Here is a 22,303-nt window from a genome sequence, read left to right on the forward strand (position 1 = left end):
CGTTGACGTGGTCGGGTCCGGGGCGCTCGTGTGGGGGCGGTCAGTCGGGGTTGCCGGCGCCGGCCGCTGTGATCGCCTTGAGCATCGCCGCGTGGATCTGTGAGGGCTCGTTGACCCGCTGGCCGGAGCCGCCGGTCGCCCTGGCGATCTGGTCGACCTCGCGCCGGTCGCTGTCGGGGCCCACCGCGATGGCGATCAGCGGTACCGGGTGCTCCGGGTCGGCCAGCTTCTGGAGCTCGGAGACGAGCTCGGACCGGGAGATGCTGCCGGGGTCCCGGTTGACCCCGTCCGTGAGGACGACCAGCGCGTTGAACCGGCCCTTCGCGTAGGAGGCGACGGCCGCCTTGTACGCGGCGAGCGTGGTGTCGTACAGGCCGGTCTCTCCGTGCGGGACCGGCTTCAGGGACTTGAAGGCGGCGGTCAGCTTCGCACGTTGGCCGCCCTTCTTCTTGCTCTCCCCGAGCCGCCCGGTCGGCACGAGCACGCGGTAGTCCTTGTCGCCGTCGAGCTTCGTGGAGAACTTCCACAGCCCGATCTCGTCCTCGGCGGTGAAGGTGGCGAGCGCCTGGAGCAGGGATTCCTTGGTGACATCCATACGGGAGCGGCCGTCGCCCGGCAGCGTCACGCCCATGGAGGAGGAGGCGTCGACGATCGTGGTGATCCGGGCGCTCTCCACCGTGATCGTCCACATGCCGAGGGCCTCCTGGACCGCGCCTTTCGACGCGGAGTCGGCCAGGATGCGCGTGTACGGCTGCGGGGACCTTCCGCCGGCCTCGGCGACGAGGGTGTCCGACGGGCTCTCCGCGTCCGTGCGGAACCCGAACGTCCGCAGGAACTGCCGGGGTGCCGCCTCTCCGAGCAGGGTCATGAACCGCAGGGCCGCACGGCCCTCGTCGGTGCTCAGCCGCGGCTCGTCGACCAGCGTGTACGGGTAGTCGAGCAGCGGCGAGCCGTCTTCGGGGTAGAAGAGGTCGAGGTCCTGGCCGCCGTCCGCCGCGCTGTTGTGCGCGAACGCCGCCTGCTCGGAGAGGATCAGCGCCTGATTGCCGCCGGCGCCCTTCCGTCCGGTGGCCGAGCCGTCGTGCGGCAGGGTGTCCAGGAGGTCGGTGTCGCTGTCGGACGTGTGCCGCGAGAGCGACTTGGCCATGGCCGCCGCCCGTACGTCACCGTCCTTGACGCCGGAGGTGGCCGCGCTGATCCGCGCCAGCGCGAGCAGTCCCGTCGAGCTGCGGGTGGGATCCACCGCGCCCAGTTCGAGCTTCCCGGCCCGTGTCGTCCCCCCGGCCAGCTCGGTCCAGGTGTACGTCTTCGCGGGCCAGCCCAGCCGCTTGGCGGCCGCCGGGACGACGGCGACGCCGACGGGTGAGGAGGCGACGTTGCCCAGGCTGGTGACCTGTGTGGCGGAGCCGGTGTCGGCGACCCGCTCCACCCAAGCGTCGGAGTCCGGCACCCACACCTGCACGTCGGACTTCTTGCCCGCGCCGAGCGCGGCGGCGACCTGGTAGGACTCGCGCGCGCTCACGCCGACGTCGAGACAGCGGCCGTCGGAGGCGACGTTCTTCGCGCGGGCGTCCTTCGCGACGGCCCGGAGCGCCGGCGCGATGTCCGGCGAGGCGGCCACCTCGATGTGGATGACATCGTCCCCGCAGGAGCCTCCGAAGGAGAACAGGCCCCCGCGGACCGCGGCTGCCGTGCCTCCGACGACGGTGAGGACGAGTGCCGTCGCCAGGGCCGTATTGCGGCGGCGTGCGCGGATCCGGGGGTCGGCGGAGCCCGCCCGTCGAGCGTCGGGCAAGCTGTGACGTCCCATGACGGTGAGGTCCTCCCAGATGAGCCTGAGCCGTGAGACAGCCGCAGAACAGGCGAAAGGGGACGTTGCCCCGTACGGTGCCCGCCCCCCGACGGCCTGTCGCGCACGATCTTCGTAACTTCTTTCGAGACCCTAGCGGGGCGAGGACGGGGATGCGGTGGGAATACCCAACTGGAGGCGGGAGTGCAGGTGGAGGCGGGATCGGTGGCCGATTCTTTTCCGGGGGAGAGGCTGACCCGACGGATTCTCCGGGACGAGACGCTGCTCGTCCTGGCGCTGTCGCTCGGTGCGAGCGGAGTGTCCGCGCTGATCAGTTTCGTCGGGTCGGTGACGAAACCCGGAGGTCTCAAGGACCAGGCGGCCACCCTCAACGCCTCGGCGGCGCCGGGCCGGCCCTGGCTCGACCTGGCCTGGCAGCTCTTCGGCATCGCGTCCGCGCTGGTGCCGGTCGCGCTCGTCGCGCACCTGCTGCTGCGCGAGGGCCAGGGCATGCGCGTGATCGGCTTCGACCGTACGCGCCCCTGGCCGGACCTCGGACGCGGTGCCATGGTCGCCGCGGTGATCGGCAGCTCGGGAATCGCCTTCTACCTGGCTGCGCGCGCGTTCGGCGCCAACCTCACGGTGGTGCCCGAGGCGTTGCCGGACGTCTGGTGGAAGTTCCCCGTGCTGATCCTGTCGGCCGTGCAGAACGCCGTGCTGGAGGAGGTCATCGTCGTCGGGTATCTGCTGCGCCGCCTCGGGCAGTTGGGCTGGACACCGGGGACGGCGCTGATGGCGAGTGCGGTGCTGCGCGGCTCGTACCACCTCTACCAGGGCATCGGCGGGTTCGTCGGCAACATGGTGATGGGTGTGGTCTTCGTGTACCTGTACCGGCGTTGGGGCCGGGTCGGGCCGCTCGTGGTCGCGCACTCCCTGCTCGACATCGGTGCCTTCGTGGGGTACGCGCTGCTCGCGGGGAAGGTGGGCTGGCTCCCGACGGCTTGAGCCGCGCTCACGAGCACTGAGCGGCGGAGCCGGTTCCCGACGGGGTGCGGCGGATCCGGTTCCGGGAGGGGCGTACGACCATCTCGTACGCCCCTTCCCGTCTGCCGTCGCGCGCGTGCGGGCCCTGTCGCACGGGTCCCGGGGGCCGTTGTACCGGTTCCCGAGGGCTCGCTAGACGAGCAGGTCGCCCTCGATGACCGTGACCGCGTGGCCCGAGAGCAGCGTGCGGTCGCCGCGGACTTCGGTGCGGACCAGGCCGGAGCGTGGGGAGGCCTGGAGGCCGGTGAGGACGGGGCGGCCGAGGCGGTCCGACCAGAAGGGGGCCAGGGCCGTGTGGGCGCTGCCGGTGACCGGGTCCTCGTCGATGCCGACGTTCGGGAAGAAGCAGCGGGAGACGAAGTCGTAGCCCCGTGACGGGTCTTCGGCGCGGGCGGTCGCGATGATGCCGCGCTCGGAGTAGCGGGCGAGCGCCTTGTGGTCCGGGGCGAGAGCGCGGACCGTCTTCTCGTCGGCGACCTCGACCAGCAGGTCACCGGTGTTCGGGCCGGTGTCGAGGGTGCGGAGCGGCTCGGCGCCGAGCGCCCCGGCGACACCCTCGGGGGTCTCGACCGGGGTGAGGGGCGCGGTCGGAAAGTCGAGGGTGATCGAGCCGTCGGTTTCCGGGGTGGCGATGAGGACACCGCTGCGCGTGGCGAAGCGCACAGGGCCCTGGTGGGCGCCGGTGGTGGCCAGGACGTGCGCTGTCGCGAGGGTCGCGTGTCCGCACAGGGCGACCTCGGTGGTGGGGGTGAACCAGCGCAGCGCCCAGTCGGCCTCGCCGCCCTCCGGGAGACGGTGGGTGAACGCCGTCTCCGCGTGGTTGATCTCCATGGCCACGCTCTGGAGCCAGGCGTCGTCGGGGAAGGAGCCGAGGAGGAGGACCCCTGCCGGGTTGCCGGAGAAGGGGCGGTCGGTGAAGGCGTCGACGATACGAATCCGCATGCTCCGAAGCTAGCGGCGCCCGCCGGCCACTGGCCAAGGCCAATCCGCGGGATCTGGCCCCTCGCGGCGCGGGCGGGTGACTCGGGTGCAGCTTCCGTCTCCGGCGGTACCGGTCTCGGGCGCGGGCCACGGGAGTCGTACGCGGCGTGGCCACCAGGTGTCGTGCGCCGGGTGTCGTGCGCGGCGTGGCCTCGGGGTTACGTACGCGGGCGCGGCCGTGGATTTCGTATGCGGCGCGGGGGCGTACGGCCCGTGGCGGGTCAGGCGAGGTAGTCCGCGCGTCCCTCGTCGTCGAGCTCGAACGCGCCCTCGGGGATGACGCAGAACTCGTTGCCCTCAGGGTCCGCCATCACCAGGAACCCCCCGTCGTCGTACTGCTCCAGTCTGCGTCCGCCGAGCTTCTCCACCCGTTCCTGCTGGGCGGCGGGGTCGGGTGAGGTGACGTCGAAGTGCATGCGGTTCTTGCCCGCCTTGGGTGCGCCGGTCCGCTGGAAGCCCAGGCCGAGGCCGTTCTCCCGCCGAAGCCAGACATACGGACCCATGCGGCCGACGACCGGCCTGCCGAGCACCTCGGACCAGAACGCCGCGAGCCGCTCGGGGTCCGTCGCATCGACGATGAGCGCGTTGACCTGCATGGGTGAGTCCGTCATGGGGCCGATCCTCTCAAGCGACGGAAGTCCACTCGGTCGCGAGGGCCCGGCTCGGGCGCGTCAGGCCCCGCCTCCAGGCAGCGATGCGAAGCGCCCTTCCGGGAAGGGGGTTGTCATGCGAGTGGTACCGATATATCGTTGACGCATCGCGACCGATCAACGATGGAATGGAGTGATTGCGATGCGTTCCCGTGGAGAAGACTTCGGATACGAGCACGGACACGGACAGGGACACCACGGCGGACCCGGCCATCGGGGTCGGGGCGGCTTCGAGGGGCTGCGCGGGGCTTTCGGGCCCTTCGGGCCGGGTGGTCCCGGAGGCCCCGGCTTCGGCGGACCCGGCTTCGGGCCGGGCCCCTGGGGCGGGCGCGGCGGCCGGGGCGGACCGCGGGGGAGGGCGCGGCGCGGCGACGTACGCGCGTCGATCCTCGCCCTGCTCAAGGACCGGTCCATGCACGGCTACGAGATGATCCAGGAGATCGCCGAGCGCAGCGGCGGGGCGTGGAAGCCCAGCCCGGGTTCGGTGTACCCGACCCTTCAGCTGCTGGAGGACGAAGGCCTGATCATCAGCGAGGCCGAGGGCGGCAAGAAGCTGTTCTCGCTCACCGAGTCGGGCCGCAGCGCGGCCGACGAGGGTCCCGACGCGCCCTGGGAAGAGGCCGGGCGCGGGGTCGACTGGGAGACGCTGCACGAGATCCGGCAGGCCGGTTTCGGTCTCATGGAGGCCTTCGGCCAGGTCTGGAAGACCGGCAGCAAGGGCCAGCGCGACAAGGCGCTGGCGGTCATCAACGAAGCCCGCAAGAAGCTGTACCTGATCCTCGCCGACGAGGACTGACGGCGTGTTGTGGTACCTGCCGGCGCCCCGTGGAAGTGTTTCCGCGGGGCGCCTGTCGGTCTACGGAGTGCCGGGCGCCGCTTCGGGCGTCGCGCGGACGCGCGCGTCTCAGGCCACCAGCCCGGCCAGTTTGCGCAGCGACTCGTCGAGGGCGGCCGTCGCCGAGTCCTTGAGCTTGCCGGCCATCAACGAGACGGCCGCACCCGTGAACTCCCCGTCGATGCGCACCGAGGTGGCGTCGCCGTCGGGGGTGAGCGTGTAGCGGGTGGTCACGTTCACCGACATCGGGCCCTTGCCGCGGATGGCCAGGGTGCGGCCGGGCTCCAGTTCCTCGATGGTCCAGGTGACCTCGGCCGGGAAGCCCATGAGCTTCATGTTCTCCGCGAAGGTGCCGCCCACCTCGAGCTTTTCCGGGCCGCCCTTCGGGAAGTTGGTGTGCGTCGCGTTCCACTCGCCGTAGGCGGACCAGTCGGTGAGCTGGGACCAGATCTTCTCGGCGGGCGCCTCGATCCGTGCTTCCGCGCTGACTTCGGCCATGCGACCACCTCTTCGTGTCGGGCGCTGCGCCCGGCGCAGCTACGGTGTCGCGGAACGTAGCTCCAGGCCCTGGAACATTCAATACTGATGAACCGTCAGGAATTGTGGAGGGGATGCTCGGCCCCGTACCGGGGCGGGCGGCGGGGGTGTCCGGGAGGGTTTGGGCAAGGCGGCGCGCGCCCTCCGGGGGGAAATCGGCGCGAAGTCATCCGCAAGGAGGAGAGTCCGCACAAGGATGCCCACCCTGTGTCGGACCCGAAGATGCTGCCCGCCGCGGATGACGTGGCGTGGCGCGGCTGATGGGGTGGAGGTTGTGCCGCCCCGTATTCCCCAGCAGTCCGCCGGCGCGAGCGGACCGAAGCACGTCGGCATCGAGGCCGGACTCGGCGCGGAGCTGGCCCCGGTGGTCTCCGGCGCGCGCCGAAGAGCGCTGCGCGACGGGGACCGGCAGATCGACACGGCTCATCTGCTGCACTCCCTGCTGGAATGCGACCCCGAGGTACGTGCCGTCTTCGAGGGCGGGCCGCAGCTCGTCCGGCTCCTCGGTTACCTCGTGCAGCGCAGCATCGGATACGGACTCCGCTGGCGGAGCGCCGTCGAGAACTCGGGCGCCGGGCCCGTGGCGGCCGGAGGCAACAACTGGTCCCCGGTGGCGGCCCATGCCCTGGGGGAGGCGTACGAGCGTGCCGTGCTGCGCGGTGACGTGCGGGCCGGGGGTCTCGACCTGCTCGCGGCGCTTTTCGCCGATCCCCGGTCGCGTGCCGCCGAGGTTCTCGGACGGGCCGGTGTCGACCTCCCGCGGCTGCTTGAGCGCGTCGAGAACGGCCACGAGGAACGGGTCGAGGGTGGCCATGAGGAGCGTGGCGGCAGCGGACGCGAGGAGCGCGTCGGCCGGGAAGACACCGGCTGGCGAGAGTCCGGAACCCCACGGCCCTTCCGAGAGGGAGCTGCGTCGCCCGGAAGCCTGAACCCTGGACGCGAGATCTGACCGGGCCGGGCCGTCGCGGACGGCGTGGGCTCGTTCCGGAGTCCAGTCGCTGAGACAGGTGTCTTCGGGGGTGACGGTCATGTCGTCGCCTGTCATCATGTGCCGGTGCATACGTCTCAGGGCAGTCAGGGCAACCACGGAAGAGGCGTCGGTCTGGGCCTGGCGCTCGTGTCGGCGGTCGCTTTCGGCGGATCGGGTGTCGCGGCCAAGCCGCTGATCGAGGCAGGGCTCGACCCGCTCCACGTGGTGTGGCTGCGGGTCGCCGGCGCCGCGCTCGTCATGCTGCCGGTCGCCGTGCGGCACCGGGCGCTGGTCAAGCGACGCCCCGCGCTGCTCGCCGGCTTCGGGCTCCTCGGCGTGGCCGGTGTCCAGGCCTGCTATTTCGCCGCGATCTCCCGTGTCCCCGTGGGCGTCGCCCTCCTCGTGGAGTACCTCGCCCCCGCGCTGGTGCTCGGCTGGGTGCGCTTCGTGCAGCGCCGGCCCGTCACCCGTGCCGCGGCTCTCGGAGTCGTCCTCGCGGCCGGCGGACTCGCCTGTGTGGTGGAGGTGTGGTCGGGGCTCGGCTTCGATGCCCTCGGACTGGTGCTCGCGCTGGGCGCCGCCTGCTGCCAGGTCGGCTACTTCGTCCTGTCCGACCAGGGCAGCGACGCGGGCGACGAGGCACCCGACCCGCTGGGCGTGATCGCGTACGGGCTCCTCGTCGGCACCCTCGTGCTGACCGCGGTCGCGCGCCCCTGGACCATGCGGTGGTCCGTTCTCGGGGGCAGCGCGGACATGGACGGGACGTCCGTGCCCGCCTCCCTGCTCCTCGGCTGGATCGTCCTCGTCGCCACCGTCGTCGCCTATGCCACCGGCGTCCTCTCCGTGCGCAGGCTCTCCCCGCAGGTCGCGGGCGTGGTGGCGTGTCTCGAAGCGGTGATCGCCACGGTCCTGGCATGGGTGCTGCTGGGTGAACACCTCTCGGCGCCCCAGATCGTCGGCGGAGCGGTGGTCCTGCTCGGCGCGTTCATCGCGCAGTCGTCGGCCCCGGCGAAACCCTCGCAGGAGCCGGTCGCGCGGGGGGCGAGCGAGACCGGACGAGAGTTGTCGGCCAACGGAACGGCCGTCTAAAGTGCTGATCATGCCTGCGACGCTCGTTCTTCCGCCTCCGGCCGCCTGAGGCGGGCGTACCGGAACACCGCCCGGCCCCGTGCCGGGCGGAACGGCGCTGCCCGCAGAAGAAGTCCGAGGACCTTCCGTACGCCCCTGCCCCCGTGGCACGGGCTGCGACGCGGTCCCTTCCCGAACTTCTGCGGAACTGCGGAGAGAACACGTGTCGAACACCGCTGTCGGCCTGCCCGTCGGGCGAGGCCTGCTCTATCTGATCGTCGCCGGTGCCGCCTGGGGCACCGCGGGTGCCGCCGCGTCACTGGTCTACCGGGCCAGTGACATGGGGCCGGTCGCCCTCTCCTTCTGGCGCTGCGCGGGCGGACTCGCCCTGCTCCTCGCCGTACGTCTGCGCCGTGGTCCGGCCCTTCGCCCGCGCCGTCTCCCCGGGCGGCGCGTGGTCCGCCCCGCCGTGCGGGAGCCCCTCGGCACCAAGGTGCTGCGTATCGGTCTGACCGGCCTCGGGCTGGCCCTCTTCCAGACCGCCTACTTCGCCGCCGTCGAGGCGACCGGCCTGGCGGTGGCGACCGTGGTCACCCTGGGCGCGGGGCCCGTTCTCATCGCGGTCGGCGCCCGGCTGGCCATGGGGGAGCGTCTCGGCCGGGGCGGGAGCGCCGCCGTGCTCGGGGCGCTGACCGGACTCGGCGTCCTGGTCCTGGGCGGCGGGGACGCCACCGTGCGTCCCTGGGGTGTCCTGCTCGCGGTGCTCTCCGCGGCCGGATACTCCGCGATGACGCTGCTCACCCGGTGGTGGGGGCGCGACGGCCGCGTCGACGGGTCGAGCACGACGGTGTGGGCGTTCGCCGTCACCACCGTGTGCCTGCTGCCGTTCGGGCTCGCCGAGGGGCTGATCCCGCACACCGCCCGGCCTGTTCTCCTGTCGGCACTGCTGGCCTACATCGCCGCCGTCCCGACGGCGCTGGCCTACGCGCTGTTCTTCGCCGGCGCCGCCGTCGTCCGCTCCGCCGCCGTGTCCGTGATCATGCTCCTGGAGCCGGTCTGCGCGGCCGTGCTCGCCGTCGGGCTGCTCGGCGAGCGGCTCACCCCGGCGACACTCGTCGGCACCCTGCTGATGCTCGGCTCGGTCGCCGGACTCGCGGTGGCGGAGGCGCGTGCCGCGGGCGCCGAACGGATCGCGGCGCCCGAGGAGGCCCTTCTCGTCTGACCCGGGCCCTCTCGGCCCACGGGGTGAGAGGGCCCCGCGCTCACAGGGTCTTCAGATAGCCGGGCAGTTCGATGCCCGGTGCCAGGTCGTTCGCCGGGACCGGGGCGCCGTACCCCTTGGCCAGCGGGACCACACCGGTCCAGTGGGGAAGGGAGAGGTCCTCGGGCTCGTCGCTCGGGTCGCCGGTGCGCAGCTTGGCGGAGACTTCGTCGAGATCCAGGCTGATCACGGCCGTGGCGGCGAGTTCCTTGGCGTTGGCGGGACGGATGTCGGCCGAGCGGCCGGGGACGATGTGGTCGACCAGCGCGTCCAGTGCCAGGACCCTCTCCCCGGGGTCCGTCACCTCGTGGGCGATGCCGTGCACGACCACGGAGCGGTAGTTGATCGAGTGATGGAAGGCCGAGCGGGCCAGCACCAGTCCGTCGACGTGGGTCACGGTCAGGCAGACGGCCAGCCCGGGGTCGGGCCGGCCGGTCATCCGCAGCGGACGCGATCCCGTCGAGCCGTGCACGTAGAGCCGCTCGCCGACCCGTGCGTACAGCGTGGGCAGAACGACGGGCGCGCCGTCACGGACGAACCCGAGATGGCAGACGTACCCCTCGTCGAGTATCGCGTGCACCAGCTCCCGGTCGTACGCGGCGCGTTCCCTGGAGCGGGTGGGGACAGTGCGGTCGGTCGGGGTGTAGGCAGCGGGCCCCGTCGCGCTCGGCTGGGTGCTTGTCTCCGACATCGCCATCTCCATTGCATTAGTGCATAATGTTTTTTGTGCTAGGAGAGTATCGGATCGAAGGGCGTCGCGCAGCAGAGATTGCCGCCGACGTGGAGCGGGCGGTCGGAGCGGGGGATCTGGAGCCGGGGCAACTCCTGCCCCCGATGAGAGAGCTGGCGGAGGAGCTGGGGGTCAACCCGAACACGGTCGCGGCGGCCTATCGCACGCTGCGCGAACGCGGGGTCATCGAGACCGCCGGCCGCCGGGGCAGCCGGGTGCGCCCGAAGCCGGCCACCACGGGCCGGGAACACCTGCGCGTCGAGGCGCCCGAGGGCGTGCGGGACCTGGGCGAGGGCAATCCCGATCCGGCCCTGCTGCCCGCGCTCTCCGAGGCCTTCGCGGTGGCGGCCCGGGAGTCGGACCGCCACCCCGTGCAGTACGGGCAGGACGCCGTCGAGCCGGAGCTGGAGCGCCTCGCCCGCGCGGGGCTCGACGCGGACGGGGTGCCCGCGGGGCCGGTCGTCGTCACCTCAGGATCACTCGACGCGATCGAGCGTGTGCTGATGGCCCACCTCAGGCCCGGCGACACCGTGGCCGTCGAGGACCCCGGCTGGGGCAGCCTGTTCGACCTGCTTCCGGCGCTGGGGCTGCGTACGGCCGGCGTCGGTGTCGACGACGACGGCCCGCTCCCGGCCGACGTGCGGCGCGCGCTGGCGGCCGGGGCACGGGCCCTGATCGTCACCGACCGGGCGCAGAACCCCACCGGCGCCGCGGTCACCGCCGCCCGCGCGAGTGACCTGCGCTCGGTACTCCGCGCGTACCCGCGGACCCTGCTCATCGAGGACGACCACGGCCATCGGATCGTCGACCTGCCCTTGCATCCGCTCGCCGGAATCACCCACAACTGGGCCTTCGTGCGCTCCGTCGCCAAGGCGTACGGGCCCGATCTCCGGCTCGCCGTGCTCACCGGAGACCCCGTCACGGTCGACCGGGTGCACGGGCGGCAGCGGCTCGGCCCCGGCTGGGTGAGCCGGCTGCTCCAGAAGGCCGTGGTCCACCTGTGGACCTCCGGCACGGTCGACGCGGGGGTCGTCGCGGCGGCCTACGGGGCGCGCCGCGACATGCTGATCGACGCACTGCGGGAACGCGGTGTCGAAGCGCGCGGACGCAGCGGGATGAACGTCTGGATCCCCGTACCGGACGAGACCGGGGCCGTCTCCCGGCTGCTGCACCGCGGATGGGCGGTCGCTCCCGGAGCCCGTTTCCGGATGAGCTCGCCGCCGGGCATCCGGATCACCGTCTCCACGCTGCGGCCCGAGGACGCCGGGCCGCTCGCGGACGCCGTCGCGTCCGCCGTGGGCCCGGCCCCCGCACGCCGTTACATCTGAGCCGCGTCACCGGGCGAGCGTGGACGGCGGTGTCATGGGGCCGGGCCGCGGGGGTGCGGGCTGCGGGGGCGCCGGGCGCCCCGGGCGTCAGTGGCGCGGCTTCGCCTGGGTCAGGGCGGCGCCCGCGAGGACGATCACCGCGCCGACCGGTGTCGACCAGGCCAGCGACTCGCCGAGGATCGCCACACCGGCCGCGGTGGCGATGACCGGGATGAAGTACGTGACCATCTGGGCCGTCGTCGGGCCGACCTCGGCGACGATGCCGTACTGGAGGAGCATGGCCAGACCGGTGCCGAGTGCCCCCAGAGCCGCGATCGCGAGCAGCGGAACCCAGGCGACACGGCTCGGGAACGTGGTGAACAGCGGGGTGACGAAGGCCAGTTGGGCGGTGGCCAGGAGCAGTTGGGCGCCGGTCATCGACAGATGCGAGTGGCCGGTGCCCGCGAGGGTCCGGCGGACGTATATCCAGCCGACCGGATAGCTCAGCGACGCCAGCAGGGCCATCGCCGTGCCCGTGGCGTCCAGGCCGTGGAAGCCCTGCCAGACACCGAGGACCGTCAGGACGCCGAGGAAGCCGATGCCGAGACCGGCCACTCTGCGCCGGGTCGGCCGGTCCTCGGAGAGGGCGACCAGGGACAGGGCCATGCCCCACAGTGGCGACGTCGCGTTGCAGATCCCCGCGAGCGTGGACGGGATCGTCAGCTCGGAGTAGGCGAAGAGCGAGAACGGCAGCGCGTTCAGCAGGAGGGCCGCCACCGCGAGGTGCCCCCATGTCCGCGCCCCGCGCGGCAGCCGCTCCCGCTTCACGGCCATCGCCGCCACGAGCACCGCGCTTCCGAACAGCAGTCGGCCGAAGGTGACCTGGAAGGGCGCGTACCCGTGGGTGCCGACCTTGATGAGCAGGAAGCTGAAGCCCCAGATCAGCGACAGGACGCCGAAGCGGATCCGCCAGTCGAGGGCGGTGCGGCGGCGGGGTGCGACGCCGTTCGGCGTGACGGGGCGGGGGGAGGCGACGGTGCTCATGCCGTCAAGAATGAGGCAGAACGATCTCGTAGCACAAGCGAGAATTCTCAAGCGATATCTCGTAGCATTACTTACATGTTGAATCTGGAGCGACTGCGCACCCTCGACGCCCTCGCCCGGCACGGCTCGGTGAGCGGCGCGGCCGAGGGGCTGCATGTGACCACCTCCGCCGTCTCCCAGCAGATGTCGAAGCTGGAGCGCGAGGTGGGACAGCAGCTGCTCGCCAAGAACGGCCGGGGCGTGCGCCTGACCGACGCCGGGCGGCTCCTGGCCGAACACGCGGCCCGCATCCTGTCCCAGGTCGAGCTCGCGCAGTCCGACCTGGAGGCACAGCGCGGTCAGGTGGCCGGTGAGCTGAGACTGTCCGCGTTCCCGACCGCGGCGCGCGGACTGTTCCCGGCGGCGCTCGCGGAACTGCGCGCCGAGCACCCGACGCTGCGGGTGCGCTCCAGCGAGCTGGAGCCGGAGGCCGGGGTCGCGGGAGTGGTGCGCGGGGACCTGGACCTCGCGGTCGTGCTCGACTGGTACAACAAGCCGATGCCCCTGCCCGACGGACTGGTGAAGGCGTCGATCCTCGACGACCCCGCCGATGTGGCGATGCCGGCCGGCCATCGGCTCGCCGGTCGCGGCGAGGTGGACCTCGGGGACTTCGCCGACGACGAGTGGATCACCTGGGGCGAGGGCGAGTTCTGCCACGAATGGCTGATGTTCACGCTGCGCTCCCAGGGCGTCGAGCCGCGCATCGGGCACCGCGCCGGGGAGACGCACACCCAGCTCGGACTCGTCGCCGCGGGGCTCGGAGTGTGCGTGGCCCCGCTCCTCGGGCGCCGTCCGATGCCCGAGGGGGTCGTCACGGTGCCGGTCCGGCAGCGGGTGCGTCGCCATGTCTACGTCGTCTGGCGGGCCGACGCCGACCGCCGGCCCTCGATCAGGGCGGCGGTGGACGCCTTGCGCAAGGCCGGAGCGGCCGTCGAGTAGCGGGAGGCGAAGGTGAATCGGCTCCGGTCGCGCCGGTGGGGCGGCTGGCCCACTCCGGCCGCCTGGGCGGGACCGGTCGGTCCGGCCGCGTCATCGGCGGGGAGCCGCCCGGCTGTAGCCGTGGAGGGTCGGCCAGGCCATGGCGGCGGAGCGGCCGGCCGGCTACAGCACGGAAGGGCCGGCCCGGCTACAGCGGAGGGAGCTTGCGGAAGTCCCACGAGGCGATCGCCGCCGGGGTCAGCCGCATCCACGCGTGCCGGCCGTCGTGCGGCATCTCCTCCAGGCCGAAGTTCTTGCGGGCGAACAGCGTCTCCGGGACGTCGAGTTCGGCGCACAGTTCCCCGGTGCGCGGGAACTCGCCGACGAACTCCACCGTGCCGGACAGCTCGACACCCCGCAGCTCCCCGTACTCCTCACCGGAGTCGATCACCACCGCGACCCGGGGGTCGTTCCTCAGCTGCACCCAGCGCTTGCTGCGCACCACCGAGTACAGCCACAACGAGGTGCCGTCCCAGGTGAACCAGAGGGCACTCACATGCGGGACTCCGTCCTTCGACACGGAGGCGACACGGCAGGTGCGCTGGGTGGTGAGAAACTCGTCCAGTTCACCGGGAGTCATCATGATCTTCCGGCCCCTGCGCTGCGTGACGGTCATACGGTCCCCTCTTGTCCTGTGCATCGGCCAGGTCTCTTGTTCCTGTGCATCGGCCAGGTCCTGCCGATCATGTCGTGTGTACCGGTTCTGTCCGTCGGCGCTTCCGGTAAAGCTTTCTGACGTTCCGTCAGGAAATCATGAGCCGTCTTCCGTCCTCGCGCAATGGTCGTTACGCTCCGCCGTCCCGAACCGCGACGACAAGGAGAGCCATGCCGTCGTCCGAGCACCTCAGTGAACTCCTCGACCCCACCGGCACCGTACTGCTCACCGTGGAGTGCCAGCAGGGCGTCGTGGGCCCGGACAGCGCGCTGCCCGAACTCGCCCAGGAGGCACGGTCGTCCGGAGCGCTCGCCCGGATCGCCCGGCTGGTGGCCGCCGCGCACGAGAGCGGGGTGCAGGTGATCCACGCGGTCGCCGAGCGCCGCCCGGACGGCCGCGGCGCCAACCACAACGCCCGGCTGTTCCGGGCGGCCGAACGACTGCCCGTGCGGCAGCTGACCGGCACGACGGCCGTGCGGATCGCGCCGCCCGTCGAGGTCGCCGAGGAGGACTTCGTCGTACGCCGGCTGCACGGTCTGTCGCCGATCTCGGGCACCGACGTCGACCCGCTGCTGCGCAACCTGGGCTGCCGCACCCTCGTCGTGACGGGGGTCTCGGCCAACATCGCCGTTCCCAACGCAGTGTTCGACGCCGTGAACCGCGGATACACCGTCGTCGTTCCCGCGGACGCCATCGCGGGGGTGCCCTCCGAGTACACCCCCGCGATGGTCCGGAACACGCTCGCGCTGGTCGCCACCATCACGACCACCGACGACGTGCTCGCCTGCTTCGAACGACGACGGCGCTGACGCCCCGGAGCCGCGCGTGGCCCCGCGGCCGGTACCGGCGGTCAGGCGAGCTTGATGGCGCCCCCGTCGACGGTGATGTCCGCGGCGGCCAGTCCGGTCGTCGCGGGCCCCTTCTTCACGCTGCCGTCGGTGGCGGAGAACTCGCTGCCGTGACAAGGACAGGTGATGACACCGTTCGCGATGCCCTTGACCGCACAGCCCTGATGGGTGCACTTGGACGAGAAGGCCTTGTACGTGCCCGCCGTCGGCTGGGTCACCACGACCCCCTTGTCGGCGAAGACCTTGCCGCCGCCCTCCGGGATGTCGCTGGTCTTGGCCAGTTCCGTACCGGCCGCGTTCCCGCCGGCGCCGTTGTCGGAGCCCACGGTGTCGGAGGCGTTGTCGTCCGCCCCGCACGCCGTCAGCGCGACGGCGAGCCCTGCCGCGCCGACCGCCGCCACGACGGTGCGTCGGGCAGGGGCCTGCGCGGAGTGAAGCGATTCGCTGGTCATGCTGGCTTTCCCTTCAGCGGACATGATCTGGATCTGCTCAGAGGTACGGTCCACCCGTGCGTCCTGTTCAGGCAATGGCGACTTCTTGACCTGATCCACAGCGCGCCGACAGCCGGGTGTGCGGGGCCACGATCCCCGCTCGCCCCCGACACGGGGCACCGCTCCGGTCACCGTCACCGGGTCGCGTCCCCCGGGCGGGACCACCCCAGTAACCTGGGGCGATGCTCAAGGAAGTGAACGCCTCCCGCTACATCACGCCGTTGCGCGAGGGCGGCTCGCTGCCGGGACTCGTCGAGGCCGACGACCTCGGGACGTACGTCATGAAATTCACGGGCGCCGGACAGGGGCGCAAGACGCTCGTCGCGGAGGTCGTCTGCGGTGAACTCGCCCGCCGGCTCGGCCTGCGGGTGCCCGGACTGGTGACGATCGGCCTCGACCCGGTCCTCGGGCTCGGCGAACCGGACCAGGAGGTCCAGGACCTGCTGAAGTCGAGCGGAGGGCCGAACCTCGGGATGGACTTCCTTCCCCGCGCCATCGGCTTCGACCCCCTCGCCTTCGAGGTGAGCGCCGAGGAAGCCGGCCGGATCGTCTGGTTCGACGCCCTGGTCAACAACGTCGACCGCTCCTGGCGCAACCCCAACCTGCTGATGTGGCACGGCGATCTGTGGCTCATCGACCACGGCGCCACGATGATCTGGCACCACCACTGGCCCGGCGCCGAGGCCTCCGCCGCCAAGCCGTACGACATCTCCGACCACGCGCTCGCCCCCTTCGGCCCCGACATCGCCTCGGCCGCCGCCGAACTGGCCCCGCTGGTCACCGAGGACCTGCTAGCCGAGGTCACGGCCGAGATCCCCGAGGCCTGGCTGGCGGACGAGCCGGGCTTCGACACGGTGGACGCGCTGCGACGCGCCTACGCGCGGCCGCTGCTGGCGCGCGCCGCGGTCATCCACGAGCGGATCAAGGGCGTCGACGGCATCGACGGCACGAAGGGGGACAAGTGAACGAGCGGAACGTCTTCGAGTACGCGCTGCTGCGCGTGGTGCCACGGGTCGAGCGCGGCGAGTGCTTCAACGCGGGCGTGCTGGTGTACTGCCGCGCCCACTCCTTCGTCGCGGCCCGCACCCATCTGGACGAGAACAAGCTGCTCGCGCTCGACCCGGACGCGGACGTGCGGGGCGTACGAGCCGCGCTGCGAGCCGTCGAAGGCGTCTGCGCCGGAGGGAAAGCCGCTGGTCAGGCGGCGGGCGACGATGCCGGACGGCGTTTTCGCTGGCTGATCGCGCCGCGTTCGACGGTGGTGCAGCCGGGTCCCGTGCACACCGGCCTGACCGCCGATCCCGAGGCCGAGACCGAGCGGTTGCTCCAGCTCCTGGTCAGGTAATGGATCACATGCGCGCGGTGCGCCGTTGACACCGGGTGCCAGGGCTTCTAGCGTCACGTCTGCTGAAGGTACTAAGCGGTCGCTCACCGGACGGGCGTACCGTGTGAGCCGCAGGTCCTTCGGGGCTCCCGAAGGTGCCGCAAGGTTGTCGAGACAGCTTGGCCGGGCTTGGGCCGGCTTTTCCAAGGGCGAGGAGAACCAGCAATGTCCACCACTGAGCAGCGCGTCGCCGTAGTCACCGGTGCCGCGCGCGGCATCGGTGCCGCGACCGCCGTACGACTGGCCGCGGAGGGCCGCGCCGTCGCGGTGATCGACCTCGACGAGGCCGCGTGCAAGGACACCGTCGAGAAGATCACCGCCGCCGGCGGCAGGGCTCTCGCGGTCGGCTGCGACGTTTCCGACGAGGCCCAGGTGGAGGCCGCCGTCGCGCGGATCGCCGAGGAGCTCGGCGCGCCGACCATCCTGGTGAACAACGCGGGTGTCCTCCGTGACAACCTGCTGTTCAAGATGGGCGCGTCCGACTGGGACACCGTCATGAACGTGCACCTGCGCGGTGCGTTCCTGATGGCGAAGGCCGTCCAGAAGTACATGGTGGAGGCCAAGTTCGGCCGCATCGTCAACCTGTCGTCCTCGTCGGCGCTGGGCAACCGCGGCCAGGCCAACTACTCCACGGCCAAGGCCGGTCTCCAGGGCTTCACCAAGACCCTGGCCATCGAGCTCGGCAAGTTCGGCGTGACCGCGAACGCCGTGGCGCCCGGCTTCATCGTCACCGACATGACCGCCGCCACCGCCGCCCGCGTCGGGATGGACTTCGACGACTTCCAGGCCGCGGCCGCGACCCAGATCCCCGTGCAGCGTGTCGGCAACCCCGACGACATCGCCAACAGCATCGCCTTCTTCACCGGCGAGGCCGCCGGATTCGTCTCCGGCCAGGTGCTGTACGTGGCCGGCGGACCGCTCAACTAGACGCAGGGGAAACACACATGACCACGCTCCCCGAACTCTCGGGCAAGGTCGCGCTCATCACGGGTGCGAGCCGCGGCATCGGCTACGGCGTCGCGGAGGCCCTCGTGGCCCGCGGCGACCGCGTCTGCATCACCGGCCGCAACGAGGACGCCCTCAAGGAGGCCGTCGAGACGCTCGGTTCCGACCGCGTCATCGGTGTGGCCGGCAAGGCCCACGACGAGGCCCACCAGGCCACCGCCGTCGAGCGCGCCATGGAAGCCTTCGGGCGCGTCGACTTCCTGGTCAACAACGCCGGTACGAACCCGGTGTTCGGGCCGATCGCCGAGCTGGACCTCAACGTGGCGCGCAAGGTCTTCGAGACCAACGTCATCTCCGCGCTCGGCTTCGCCCAGCAGACCTGGAAGGCCTGGCAGAGCGAGAACGGCGGCGCGATCGTCAACATCGCCTCCGTGGCCGGTCTCGCGCCCTCGCCCTTCATCGGCGCGTACGGCGTCAGCAAGGCGGCGATGATCAACCTGACGGTGCAGCTCGCGCACGAGTTCGCGCCCAAGGTGCGGGTCAACGCGATCGCGCCCGCCGTGGTGAAGACGAAGTTTGCTGCCGCACTCTACGAGGGCCGGGAGGCGGAGGCCGCCGCGGCCTACCCGCTCGGCCGGCTCGGCGTGCCCTCCGACATCGGAGGCGCGGCCGCGTTCCTCACCTCGCAGCAGTCGGACTGGGTCACCGGCCAGACGCTCGTGGTCGACGGCGGGATGTTCCTCAACGCCGGAGTCGAGTGACACGAGGCCGGTCGGACGTTCCCCGCGCGCGGGCGACGTCCGACCGGCCTCTTGTTGAAAATTGACAAACACTCAGCCCGCGTCGAGCGGGCCGGAGTCCGGGTGCCCGAGTGCCGACGCCTTCACCGGATTCTGACAACGTAGTCACATACATGCTGATCAAGTGCCCTGTCAGGGAAACACGGTTCCCTGGCGGGGCGCTGCGGTATGGTCTGCCGACCCTTGGTACGGCAGATCGAGGAGCGTGTACGTGTTCAACCGGAACCGATACCTGCGACAGCTGGCGGCGATCACGTCCATAACCCTGGTGGCCGGGTGCGGCGCGTTCTCCTCGGGTTCGCCTGCCGACAAGGGGCCGATCGTGGTGGGCACCACCAGCGCCCCCAGCACCCTGGACCCGGCGGCCTCCTGGGACGGATCGTGGGAACTGTTCCGCAACATCTACCAGACGCTGCTGAGCTACCCGACCGGCTCGCTCACCCCGCGGCCCGACGCCGCCGCGACGTGCGGGTTCACGGATGGAACCAACACCGCCTACCGCTGCGAACTACGCCCGGGCATGACGTTCTCCGACGGCGACCCGCTCGACGCGTCGGCCGTCAAGTACTCGATCGACCGCATCAGGAAGATCGGAGTGAGCGGCGGCCCCGCCGGGCTGCTGGGCAGTCTCCAACGGGTCCAGGTGCTGGGCAGCCGTGACGTCGTCTTCCACCTCGCCAAGCCGGACGCCACCTTTCCGCTGGTGCTGGCCACGCCGGCGATGTCGATCGTCGACCCGGACGACTACCCCGCCGACGCCCTGCGCGAGGGCGACAAGGTCTCCGGCTCCGGGCCTTACACCCTGCGCTCCTACGCGGAGGGCAAGCGGGCCGAACTCGTCAGGAACGACCACTACGTCGGCTTCGCCAAGCGCAAGAACAGCGCGGTGACGATCCGTTACTTCCAGGACTCGGCCCAGTTGGTCGGAGCTCTGCGGGACAAGAAGATCGATGTCACCTACCGCGGCCTCGCCGCCTCGGACATCGTCGCCCTCCAGGGACACGGCGACCGAAAGGGCCTCCAGCTCATCGACGGGGCGGGCACCGAGATCAACTACCTGGTCTTCAACCCCAGGGACCCGTGGGCGGGGAAGCCCGCCGTCCGCCACGCGATCGCGCAGATCGTCGACAGACCGGCCATCGTGCACAAGGTCTACCAGGACACCGTCGACCCGCTCTACTCGATGGTCCCCGCCGGACTGACCGGGCACACCACCGGCTACTTCGACCAGTACGGCAGCCCCAGTCCGTCCAAGGCCCGCAAGATCCTGCACGACGCGGGCATCGACGAACGCGTCCCGCTCACCCTCTGGTACACGACCGACCGCTACGGCTCCGAGACCGCCCCGGAGTTCAGCGAGCTCAAGCGCCAGCTCGATGGCTCCGGCCTGTTCAGCGTCACGCTCAGGAGCCGCCCCTGGAAGACGTACGAAGCGGGCTACCGCAGCGGCGAGTACCCGGTGTTCGGCCGCGGCTGGTTCCCCGACTTCCCCGACGCCGAGAACTTCATCGCGCCCTTCGTGGGGGAGCGGAACGCTCTCGGGACGCCCTACCCGATCCCGCGGATCACCGACGTCCTGCTGCCGCAGTCGCGCGCCGTGCGCGATCGCGGGGAGGTGGTCAAGGAGTTCGAGGAGGCCCAGCGGATCCTCGTCGGTGACGCCCGGCTGCTGCCCCTGTGGCAGGGCAGGCAGTACGTGGCCGCGAGCGAGGAGATCTCGGGCGGAGAGCGGGCCCTGGACCCCTCGACGATCATGATGATGTGGGAGCTGGACCGCAAGACCAGCTGGTAGCGGGCCCGGGGACCGGGTGACGCGGGGGCTTCGGAGGGACCTGCCCGCGTGCCCCCGCGGTGCCTGCGGGAGCACACCGTACCCGTCGTTCGGCCCGGGCATGGGCCCGGGACCGATTGTCAGTGGGCGACGGTAGGTTCTGTGGTCTGGAAGTCACCGCACATCGAAGGAAGTTGACGTGACCGATATCGCCATGTTGCCCGAGTCCTGGCGCGGCGTCCTGGGCGACGAGCTTCAGCAGCCCTACTTCCAGGAACTCACCGAGTTCGTCGAGGAGGAGCGCGCGAAGGGTCCCGTCTACCCGCCCCGGGAGGAGGTCTTCGCCGCGCTCGACGCCACTCCGTACGAGCGGGTCAAGGTGCTGGTCCTCGGCCAGGACCCGTATCACGGCGAGGGCCAGGGACACGGCCTGTGCTTCTCCGTCCGTCCCGGAGTCAAGACACCGCCGTCGCTGCGGAACATCTACAAGGAGATGAAGGAGGAGCTGGGCACCCCGATCCCGGACAACGGCTATCTGATGCCGTGGGCCGAACAGGGCGTGCTGCTGCTCAACGCGGTGCTGACGGTCCGCTCCGGTGAGGCGAACTCGCACAAGGGCAAGGGCTGGGAGAAGTTCACCGACGCGGTCATCCGCGCGGTGGCCGACCGCCCCGACCCGGCCGTCTTCGTCCTCTGGGGCAACTACGCGCAGAAGAAGCTCCCGCTGATCGACGAGGAGCGGCACGTCGTGGTGAAGGGGGCACACCCCTCACCGCTGTCCGCGAAGAAGTTCTTCGGCTCGCGTCCCTTCACGCAGATCAACGAGGCCGTGGCCGCCCAGGGCCATGAGGCGATCGACTGGCGCATCCCCGACCTGGGCTGACCGCCGAGCCGCGGGCCAGGACCGTCACCGGCCTGGCCCAGCGGCGTACGGGGGCGCCTGAGCGGGATTGTCACCGGCTCCGGCTAGCTTCGTGGGGGACAGTGACGAGCCTGGAGGACGCGGTGGCGGAGCAGCAGGAGCAGGCGGCGCCGGACGCCATGATGACCCGGATCGGACAGGCCGTCATGCTGCACCACGCCGGTGACCGCGAGGAGGCCCGGGGCCGTTTCCTGGCTCTGTGGGGGGAGATCGGGGACGGCGGCGACGCCCTCCACCGCTGCACACTGGCGCACTACATGGCCGACACCCAGGACGACCCCGCCGACGAACTCGCCTGGGACCTGAGGGCCCTGTCGGCGGCCGAGGAGCTGAGCGACGTCCGCGTCGCCGAGCCCCACCAGTCGCTCGCCGTGCGCGCGTTCTACCCCTCGCTGCATCTGAACCTCGCCGCCGACTACGCGAAGCTCGGCCGCTCGGAGGCCGCCCGTACTCATCTGCGCCGGGCCCGCGGCGCGGCCGGCGCCCTCGCGGACGACCGGTACGGAGACGGCGTCCGCGCGGCGATCGGCCGCCTGGAGCTGCGGCTTCGGGACACCGGCACCTCGCCGGGGGCCGGCGGATCCGACCGCTTCGACGGACCGGGCGGTGAGACGCTGGGCCCGCCTAGACAGCGGCCCTGAACAACCCCCGTCCGGCACGCGCACCGCTCCCGAGCACGGGTACGCCTGTTCAGGGGACGTCGTGGTGCGGTACGCAGGCGCTCCGCTACCGGAGTCCGGCTTCGGTGCGCCCCGGTAGTGGAGCCTTCGCCGCGACGGTGCCCGGGCGCCGTCAGTTGCCGTACGTCTTCGCGCAGAGGACCGCCTCCGGGCTGTTCGCGTTCCAGCCCCCGTACTTCCTGCCGAGCGCGCACACGTCCGGACGCTTCCCCAGGTCGGGAACGCCGGGCGGCACGGCCGTACGGCGCCGGGGGTGCCGTGGCTCGGGACGCTGGGCCGGGCGGGCATGCCGCTCGGGCGCAGGGGGTGCCACGGCCCGGGGCGGGGGAGCCACCCGGTGCCGGGCCGCCGCCTCGGGCGAGGGTTCCGGGGAGGGGCCGACGCGCTCCAGCGCCTCCCGAGCCGGTGCCTGCACGATCCGGGGTCCCCCCTTGCTGTCCGGATGTGGCGCGGTACGCCCCGCCGGAGCGGCGGGAGGTCCGGAGGAGGGCGGCCGTTGGACGGTCACACAGCCGGTGAGGGCGGTGACTGCCACGGCGACCAGGAGCGTCGCGGTCGTCGTCGTTCGATGCAC

Annotated in this window: 23 protein-coding genes and 1 pseudogene; 15 read left to right on the forward strand and 9 right to left on the reverse strand. The window is 71.6% G+C overall.

Features of this window, described 5'->3' with window-relative positions; translation table 11 throughout:
* Positions 1-40 precede the first annotated feature (40 nt).
* Positions 41-1,810, reverse strand: a complete 1,770-nt coding sequence (locus tag ACF07B_RS26705; protein WP_392180795.1) for a substrate-binding domain-containing protein — start codon at positions 1,808-1,810, stop codon at positions 41-43.
* 183 nt (positions 1,811-1,993) lie between these two features.
* Here ACF07B_RS26705 and ACF07B_RS26710 point away from each other — a divergent pair, with 183 nt between their 5' ends.
* Positions 1,994-2,794 carry a type II CAAX endopeptidase family protein gene (locus tag ACF07B_RS26710; protein ID WP_326789033.1) on the forward strand — a complete coding sequence of 267 codons (801 nt, stop codon included), beginning with the start codon at positions 1,994-1,996 and terminating at the stop codon, positions 2,792-2,794.
* Positions 2,795-2,965: 171 nt separating this feature from the next.
* On the opposite strand, the gene ACF07B_RS26715 is transcribed toward ACF07B_RS26710, so the two are convergent.
* A complete protein-coding gene (locus tag ACF07B_RS26715; protein ID WP_392180796.1) occupies positions 2,966-3,775 on the reverse strand; it encodes a PhzF family phenazine biosynthesis protein in 810 nt (269 codons plus the stop codon).
* A gap of 260 nt (positions 3,776-4,035) precedes the next feature.
* Entirely contained in the window at positions 4,036-4,425 is a 390-nt protein-coding gene (locus ACF07B_RS26720; protein WP_392180797.1) for a VOC family protein, read from the reverse strand.
* A 181-nt stretch (positions 4,426-4,606) separates the two neighbouring features.
* On the opposite strand from ACF07B_RS26720, the gene ACF07B_RS26725 reads away from it, so the two are divergent.
* Complete coding sequence (locus tag ACF07B_RS26725) at positions 4,607-5,260, forward strand: PadR family transcriptional regulator (RefSeq protein ID WP_369484775.1); 654 nt, start codon at positions 4,607-4,609, stop codon at positions 5,258-5,260.
* Positions 5,261-5,368: 108 nt separating this feature from the next.
* On the opposite strand, the gene ACF07B_RS26730 is transcribed toward ACF07B_RS26725, so the two are convergent.
* The gene (locus ACF07B_RS26730; protein ID WP_326789036.1) at positions 5,369-5,797 is read right to left on the reverse strand and encodes an SRPBCC family protein; all 429 of its coding nucleotides are present in this window, start codon (positions 5,795-5,797) and stop codon (positions 5,369-5,371) included.
* 277 nt (positions 5,798-6,074) lie between these two features.
* Between ACF07B_RS26730 and ACF07B_RS26735 the strand changes: the two are divergent.
* From ACF07B_RS26735 to ACF07B_RS26745, 3 genes and pseudogenes are all read left to right on the forward strand, one after another.
* Positions 6,075-6,629, forward strand: a pseudogene (locus ACF07B_RS26735) (Clp protease N-terminal domain-containing protein); the annotation flags it as partial.
* Positions 6,630-6,884: 255 nt separating this feature from the next.
* Positions 6,885-7,895, forward strand: a complete 1,011-nt coding sequence (locus ACF07B_RS26740) for a DMT family transporter (protein ID WP_384236719.1) — start codon at positions 6,885-6,887, stop codon at positions 7,893-7,895.
* A 202-nt stretch (positions 7,896-8,097) separates the two neighbouring features.
* Positions 8,098-9,096: a DMT family transporter gene (locus ACF07B_RS26745; RefSeq protein WP_392180798.1), complete on the forward strand. Its 999-nt coding sequence runs from the start codon at positions 8,098-8,100 to the stop codon at positions 9,094-9,096.
* A 40-nt stretch (positions 9,097-9,136) separates the two neighbouring features.
* On the opposite strand, the gene ACF07B_RS26750 is transcribed toward ACF07B_RS26745, so the two are convergent.
* On the reverse strand, positions 9,137-9,826 hold the full coding sequence (locus ACF07B_RS26750) for a pyridoxamine 5'-phosphate oxidase family protein (protein WP_392180799.1): 690 nt from the start codon (positions 9,824-9,826) through the stop codon (positions 9,137-9,139).
* A gap of 35 nt (positions 9,827-9,861) precedes the next feature.
* On the opposite strand from ACF07B_RS26750, the gene ACF07B_RS26755 reads away from it, so the two are divergent.
* A complete protein-coding gene (locus ACF07B_RS26755) occupies positions 9,862-11,193 on the forward strand; it encodes an aminotransferase class I/II-fold pyridoxal phosphate-dependent enzyme (protein ID WP_369484770.1) in 1,332 nt (443 codons plus the stop codon).
* Between the two features lie 87 nt (positions 11,194-11,280).
* On the opposite strand, the gene ACF07B_RS26760 is transcribed toward ACF07B_RS26755, so the two are convergent.
* Positions 11,281-12,216: a DMT family transporter gene (locus ACF07B_RS26760; protein ID WP_384236709.1), complete on the reverse strand. Its 936-nt coding sequence runs from the start codon at positions 12,214-12,216 to the stop codon at positions 11,281-11,283.
* 75 nt (positions 12,217-12,291) lie between these two features.
* On the opposite strand from ACF07B_RS26760, the gene ACF07B_RS26765 reads away from it, so the two are divergent.
* Positions 12,292-13,194, forward strand: a complete 903-nt coding sequence (locus tag ACF07B_RS26765; protein WP_369484768.1) for a LysR family transcriptional regulator — start codon at positions 12,292-12,294, stop codon at positions 13,192-13,194.
* 187 nt (positions 13,195-13,381) lie between these two features.
* Here ACF07B_RS26765 and ACF07B_RS26770 read toward each other — a convergent pair whose 3' ends face one another.
* Positions 13,382-13,849 (reverse strand): pyridoxamine 5'-phosphate oxidase family protein, encoded by a 468-nt coding sequence (locus ACF07B_RS26770; RefSeq protein ID WP_328454784.1) that lies wholly within the window; start codon positions 13,847-13,849, stop codon positions 13,382-13,384.
* A 209-nt stretch (positions 13,850-14,058) separates the two neighbouring features.
* Between ACF07B_RS26770 and ACF07B_RS26775 the strand changes: the two genes are divergently transcribed.
* A complete protein-coding gene (locus ACF07B_RS26775; protein ID WP_392180800.1) occupies positions 14,059-14,697 on the forward strand; it encodes a cysteine hydrolase in 639 nt (212 codons plus the stop codon).
* A gap of 41 nt (positions 14,698-14,738) precedes the next feature.
* Here ACF07B_RS26775 and ACF07B_RS26780 read toward each other — a convergent pair whose 3' ends face one another.
* On the reverse strand, positions 14,739-15,188 hold the full coding sequence (locus ACF07B_RS26780) for a Rieske (2Fe-2S) protein (RefSeq protein WP_362407870.1): 450 nt from the start codon (positions 15,186-15,188) through the stop codon (positions 14,739-14,741).
* A gap of 221 nt (positions 15,189-15,409) precedes the next feature.
* Here ACF07B_RS26780 and ACF07B_RS26785 point away from each other — a divergent pair, with 221 nt between their 5' ends.
* The 7 genes from ACF07B_RS26785 (at position 15,410) to ACF07B_RS26815 (ending at position 21,690) form a co-directional block, all read left to right on the forward strand.
* Positions 15,410-16,192 (forward strand): HipA family kinase, encoded by a 783-nt coding sequence (locus ACF07B_RS26785; protein ID WP_392180801.1) that lies wholly within the window; start codon positions 15,410-15,412, stop codon positions 16,190-16,192.
* Positions 16,189-16,572 carry a DUF3037 domain-containing protein gene (locus ACF07B_RS26790; RefSeq protein ID WP_392180802.1) on the forward strand — a complete coding sequence of 128 codons (384 nt, stop codon included), beginning with the start codon at positions 16,189-16,191 and terminating at the stop codon, positions 16,570-16,572. Before ACF07B_RS26785 ends, ACF07B_RS26790 begins: the two co-directional genes overlap by 4 nt.
* A gap of 204 nt (positions 16,573-16,776) precedes the next feature.
* Positions 16,777-17,538: a 3-oxoacyl-ACP reductase FabG gene (gene fabG, locus ACF07B_RS26795; protein WP_362407876.1), complete on the forward strand. Its 762-nt coding sequence runs from the start codon at positions 16,777-16,779 to the stop codon at positions 17,536-17,538.
* Between the two features lie 17 nt (positions 17,539-17,555).
* Positions 17,556-18,317: an SDR family oxidoreductase gene (locus ACF07B_RS26800; RefSeq protein WP_384241454.1), complete on the forward strand. Its 762-nt coding sequence runs from the start codon at positions 17,556-17,558 to the stop codon at positions 18,315-18,317.
* Positions 18,318-18,567: 250 nt separating this feature from the next.
* On the forward strand, positions 18,568-20,148 hold the full coding sequence (locus tag ACF07B_RS26805; protein WP_369484291.1) for an ABC transporter substrate-binding protein: 1,581 nt from the start codon (positions 18,568-18,570) through the stop codon (positions 20,146-20,148).
* Positions 20,149-20,326: 178 nt separating this feature from the next.
* Positions 20,327-21,010 carry a uracil-DNA glycosylase gene (locus tag ACF07B_RS26810; protein WP_392180803.1) on the forward strand — a complete coding sequence of 228 codons (684 nt, stop codon included), beginning with the start codon at positions 20,327-20,329 and terminating at the stop codon, positions 21,008-21,010.
* 122 nt (positions 21,011-21,132) lie between these two features.
* Entirely contained in the window at positions 21,133-21,690 is a 558-nt protein-coding gene (locus tag ACF07B_RS26815; RefSeq protein WP_369484294.1) for a hypothetical protein, read from the forward strand.
* 151 nt (positions 21,691-21,841) lie between these two features.
* Here the strand turns inward: ACF07B_RS26815 and ACF07B_RS26820 are convergent, their stop codons facing one another.
* Positions 21,842-22,303, reverse strand: coding sequence for a hypothetical protein (locus ACF07B_RS26820; RefSeq protein ID WP_392180804.1), 462 nt, complete (start codon positions 22,301-22,303; stop codon positions 21,842-21,844).

This window comes from Streptomyces sp. NPDC015532 (assembly GCF_043078065.1).
Taxonomy (GTDB): domain Bacteria; phylum Actinomycetota; class Actinomycetes; order Streptomycetales; family Streptomycetaceae; genus Streptomyces.

Excerpts from the sequence above, each read along its gene's own strand:
- ACF07B_RS26765 (WP_369484768.1), top strand. The coding sequence starts at position 12,292 with ATGTTGAATCTGGAGCGACTGCGCACCCTCGACGCCCTCGCCCGGCAC.
- ACF07B_RS26775 (WP_392180800.1), top strand. The coding sequence starts at position 14,059 with ATGCCGTCGTCCGAGCACCTCAGTGAACTCCTCGACCCCACCGGCACC.
- ACF07B_RS26760 (WP_384236709.1), bottom strand. The coding sequence starts at position 12,216 with ATGAGCACCGTCGCCTCCCCCCGCCCCGTCACGCCGAACGGCGTCGCA.
- ACF07B_RS26750 (WP_392180799.1), bottom strand. The coding sequence starts at position 9,826 with ATGTCGGAGACAAGCACCCAGCCGAGCGCGACGGGGCCCGCTGCCTAC.
- ACF07B_RS26720 (WP_392180797.1), bottom strand. The coding sequence starts at position 4,425 with ATGACGGACTCACCCATGCAGGTCAACGCGCTCATCGTCGATGCGACG.
- ACF07B_RS26715 (WP_392180796.1), bottom strand. The coding sequence starts at position 3,775 with ATGCGGATTCGTATCGTCGACGCCTTCACCGACCGCCCCTTCTCCGGC.
- ACF07B_RS26705 (WP_392180795.1), bottom strand. The coding sequence starts at position 1,810 with ATGGGACGTCACAGCTTGCCCGACGCTCGACGGGCGGGCTCCGCCGAC.
- fabG (WP_362407876.1), top strand. The coding sequence starts at position 16,777 with ATGTCCACCACTGAGCAGCGCGTCGCCGTAGTCACCGGTGCCGCGCGC.
- ACF07B_RS26730 (WP_326789036.1), bottom strand. The coding sequence starts at position 5,797 with ATGGCCGAAGTCAGCGCGGAAGCACGGATCGAGGCGCCCGCCGAGAAG.
- ACF07B_RS26770 (WP_328454784.1), bottom strand. The coding sequence starts at position 13,849 with ATGACCGTCACGCAGCGCAGGGGCCGGAAGATCATGATGACTCCCGGT.
- ACF07B_RS26800 (WP_384241454.1), top strand. The coding sequence starts at position 17,556 with ATGACCACGCTCCCCGAACTCTCGGGCAAGGTCGCGCTCATCACGGGT.
- ACF07B_RS26780 (WP_362407870.1), bottom strand. The coding sequence starts at position 15,188 with ATGACCAGCGAATCGCTTCACTCCGCGCAGGCCCCTGCCCGACGCACC.
- ACF07B_RS26725 (WP_369484775.1), top strand. The coding sequence starts at position 4,607 with ATGCGTTCCCGTGGAGAAGACTTCGGATACGAGCACGGACACGGACAG.
- ACF07B_RS26785 (WP_392180801.1), top strand. The coding sequence starts at position 15,410 with ATGCTCAAGGAAGTGAACGCCTCCCGCTACATCACGCCGTTGCGCGAG.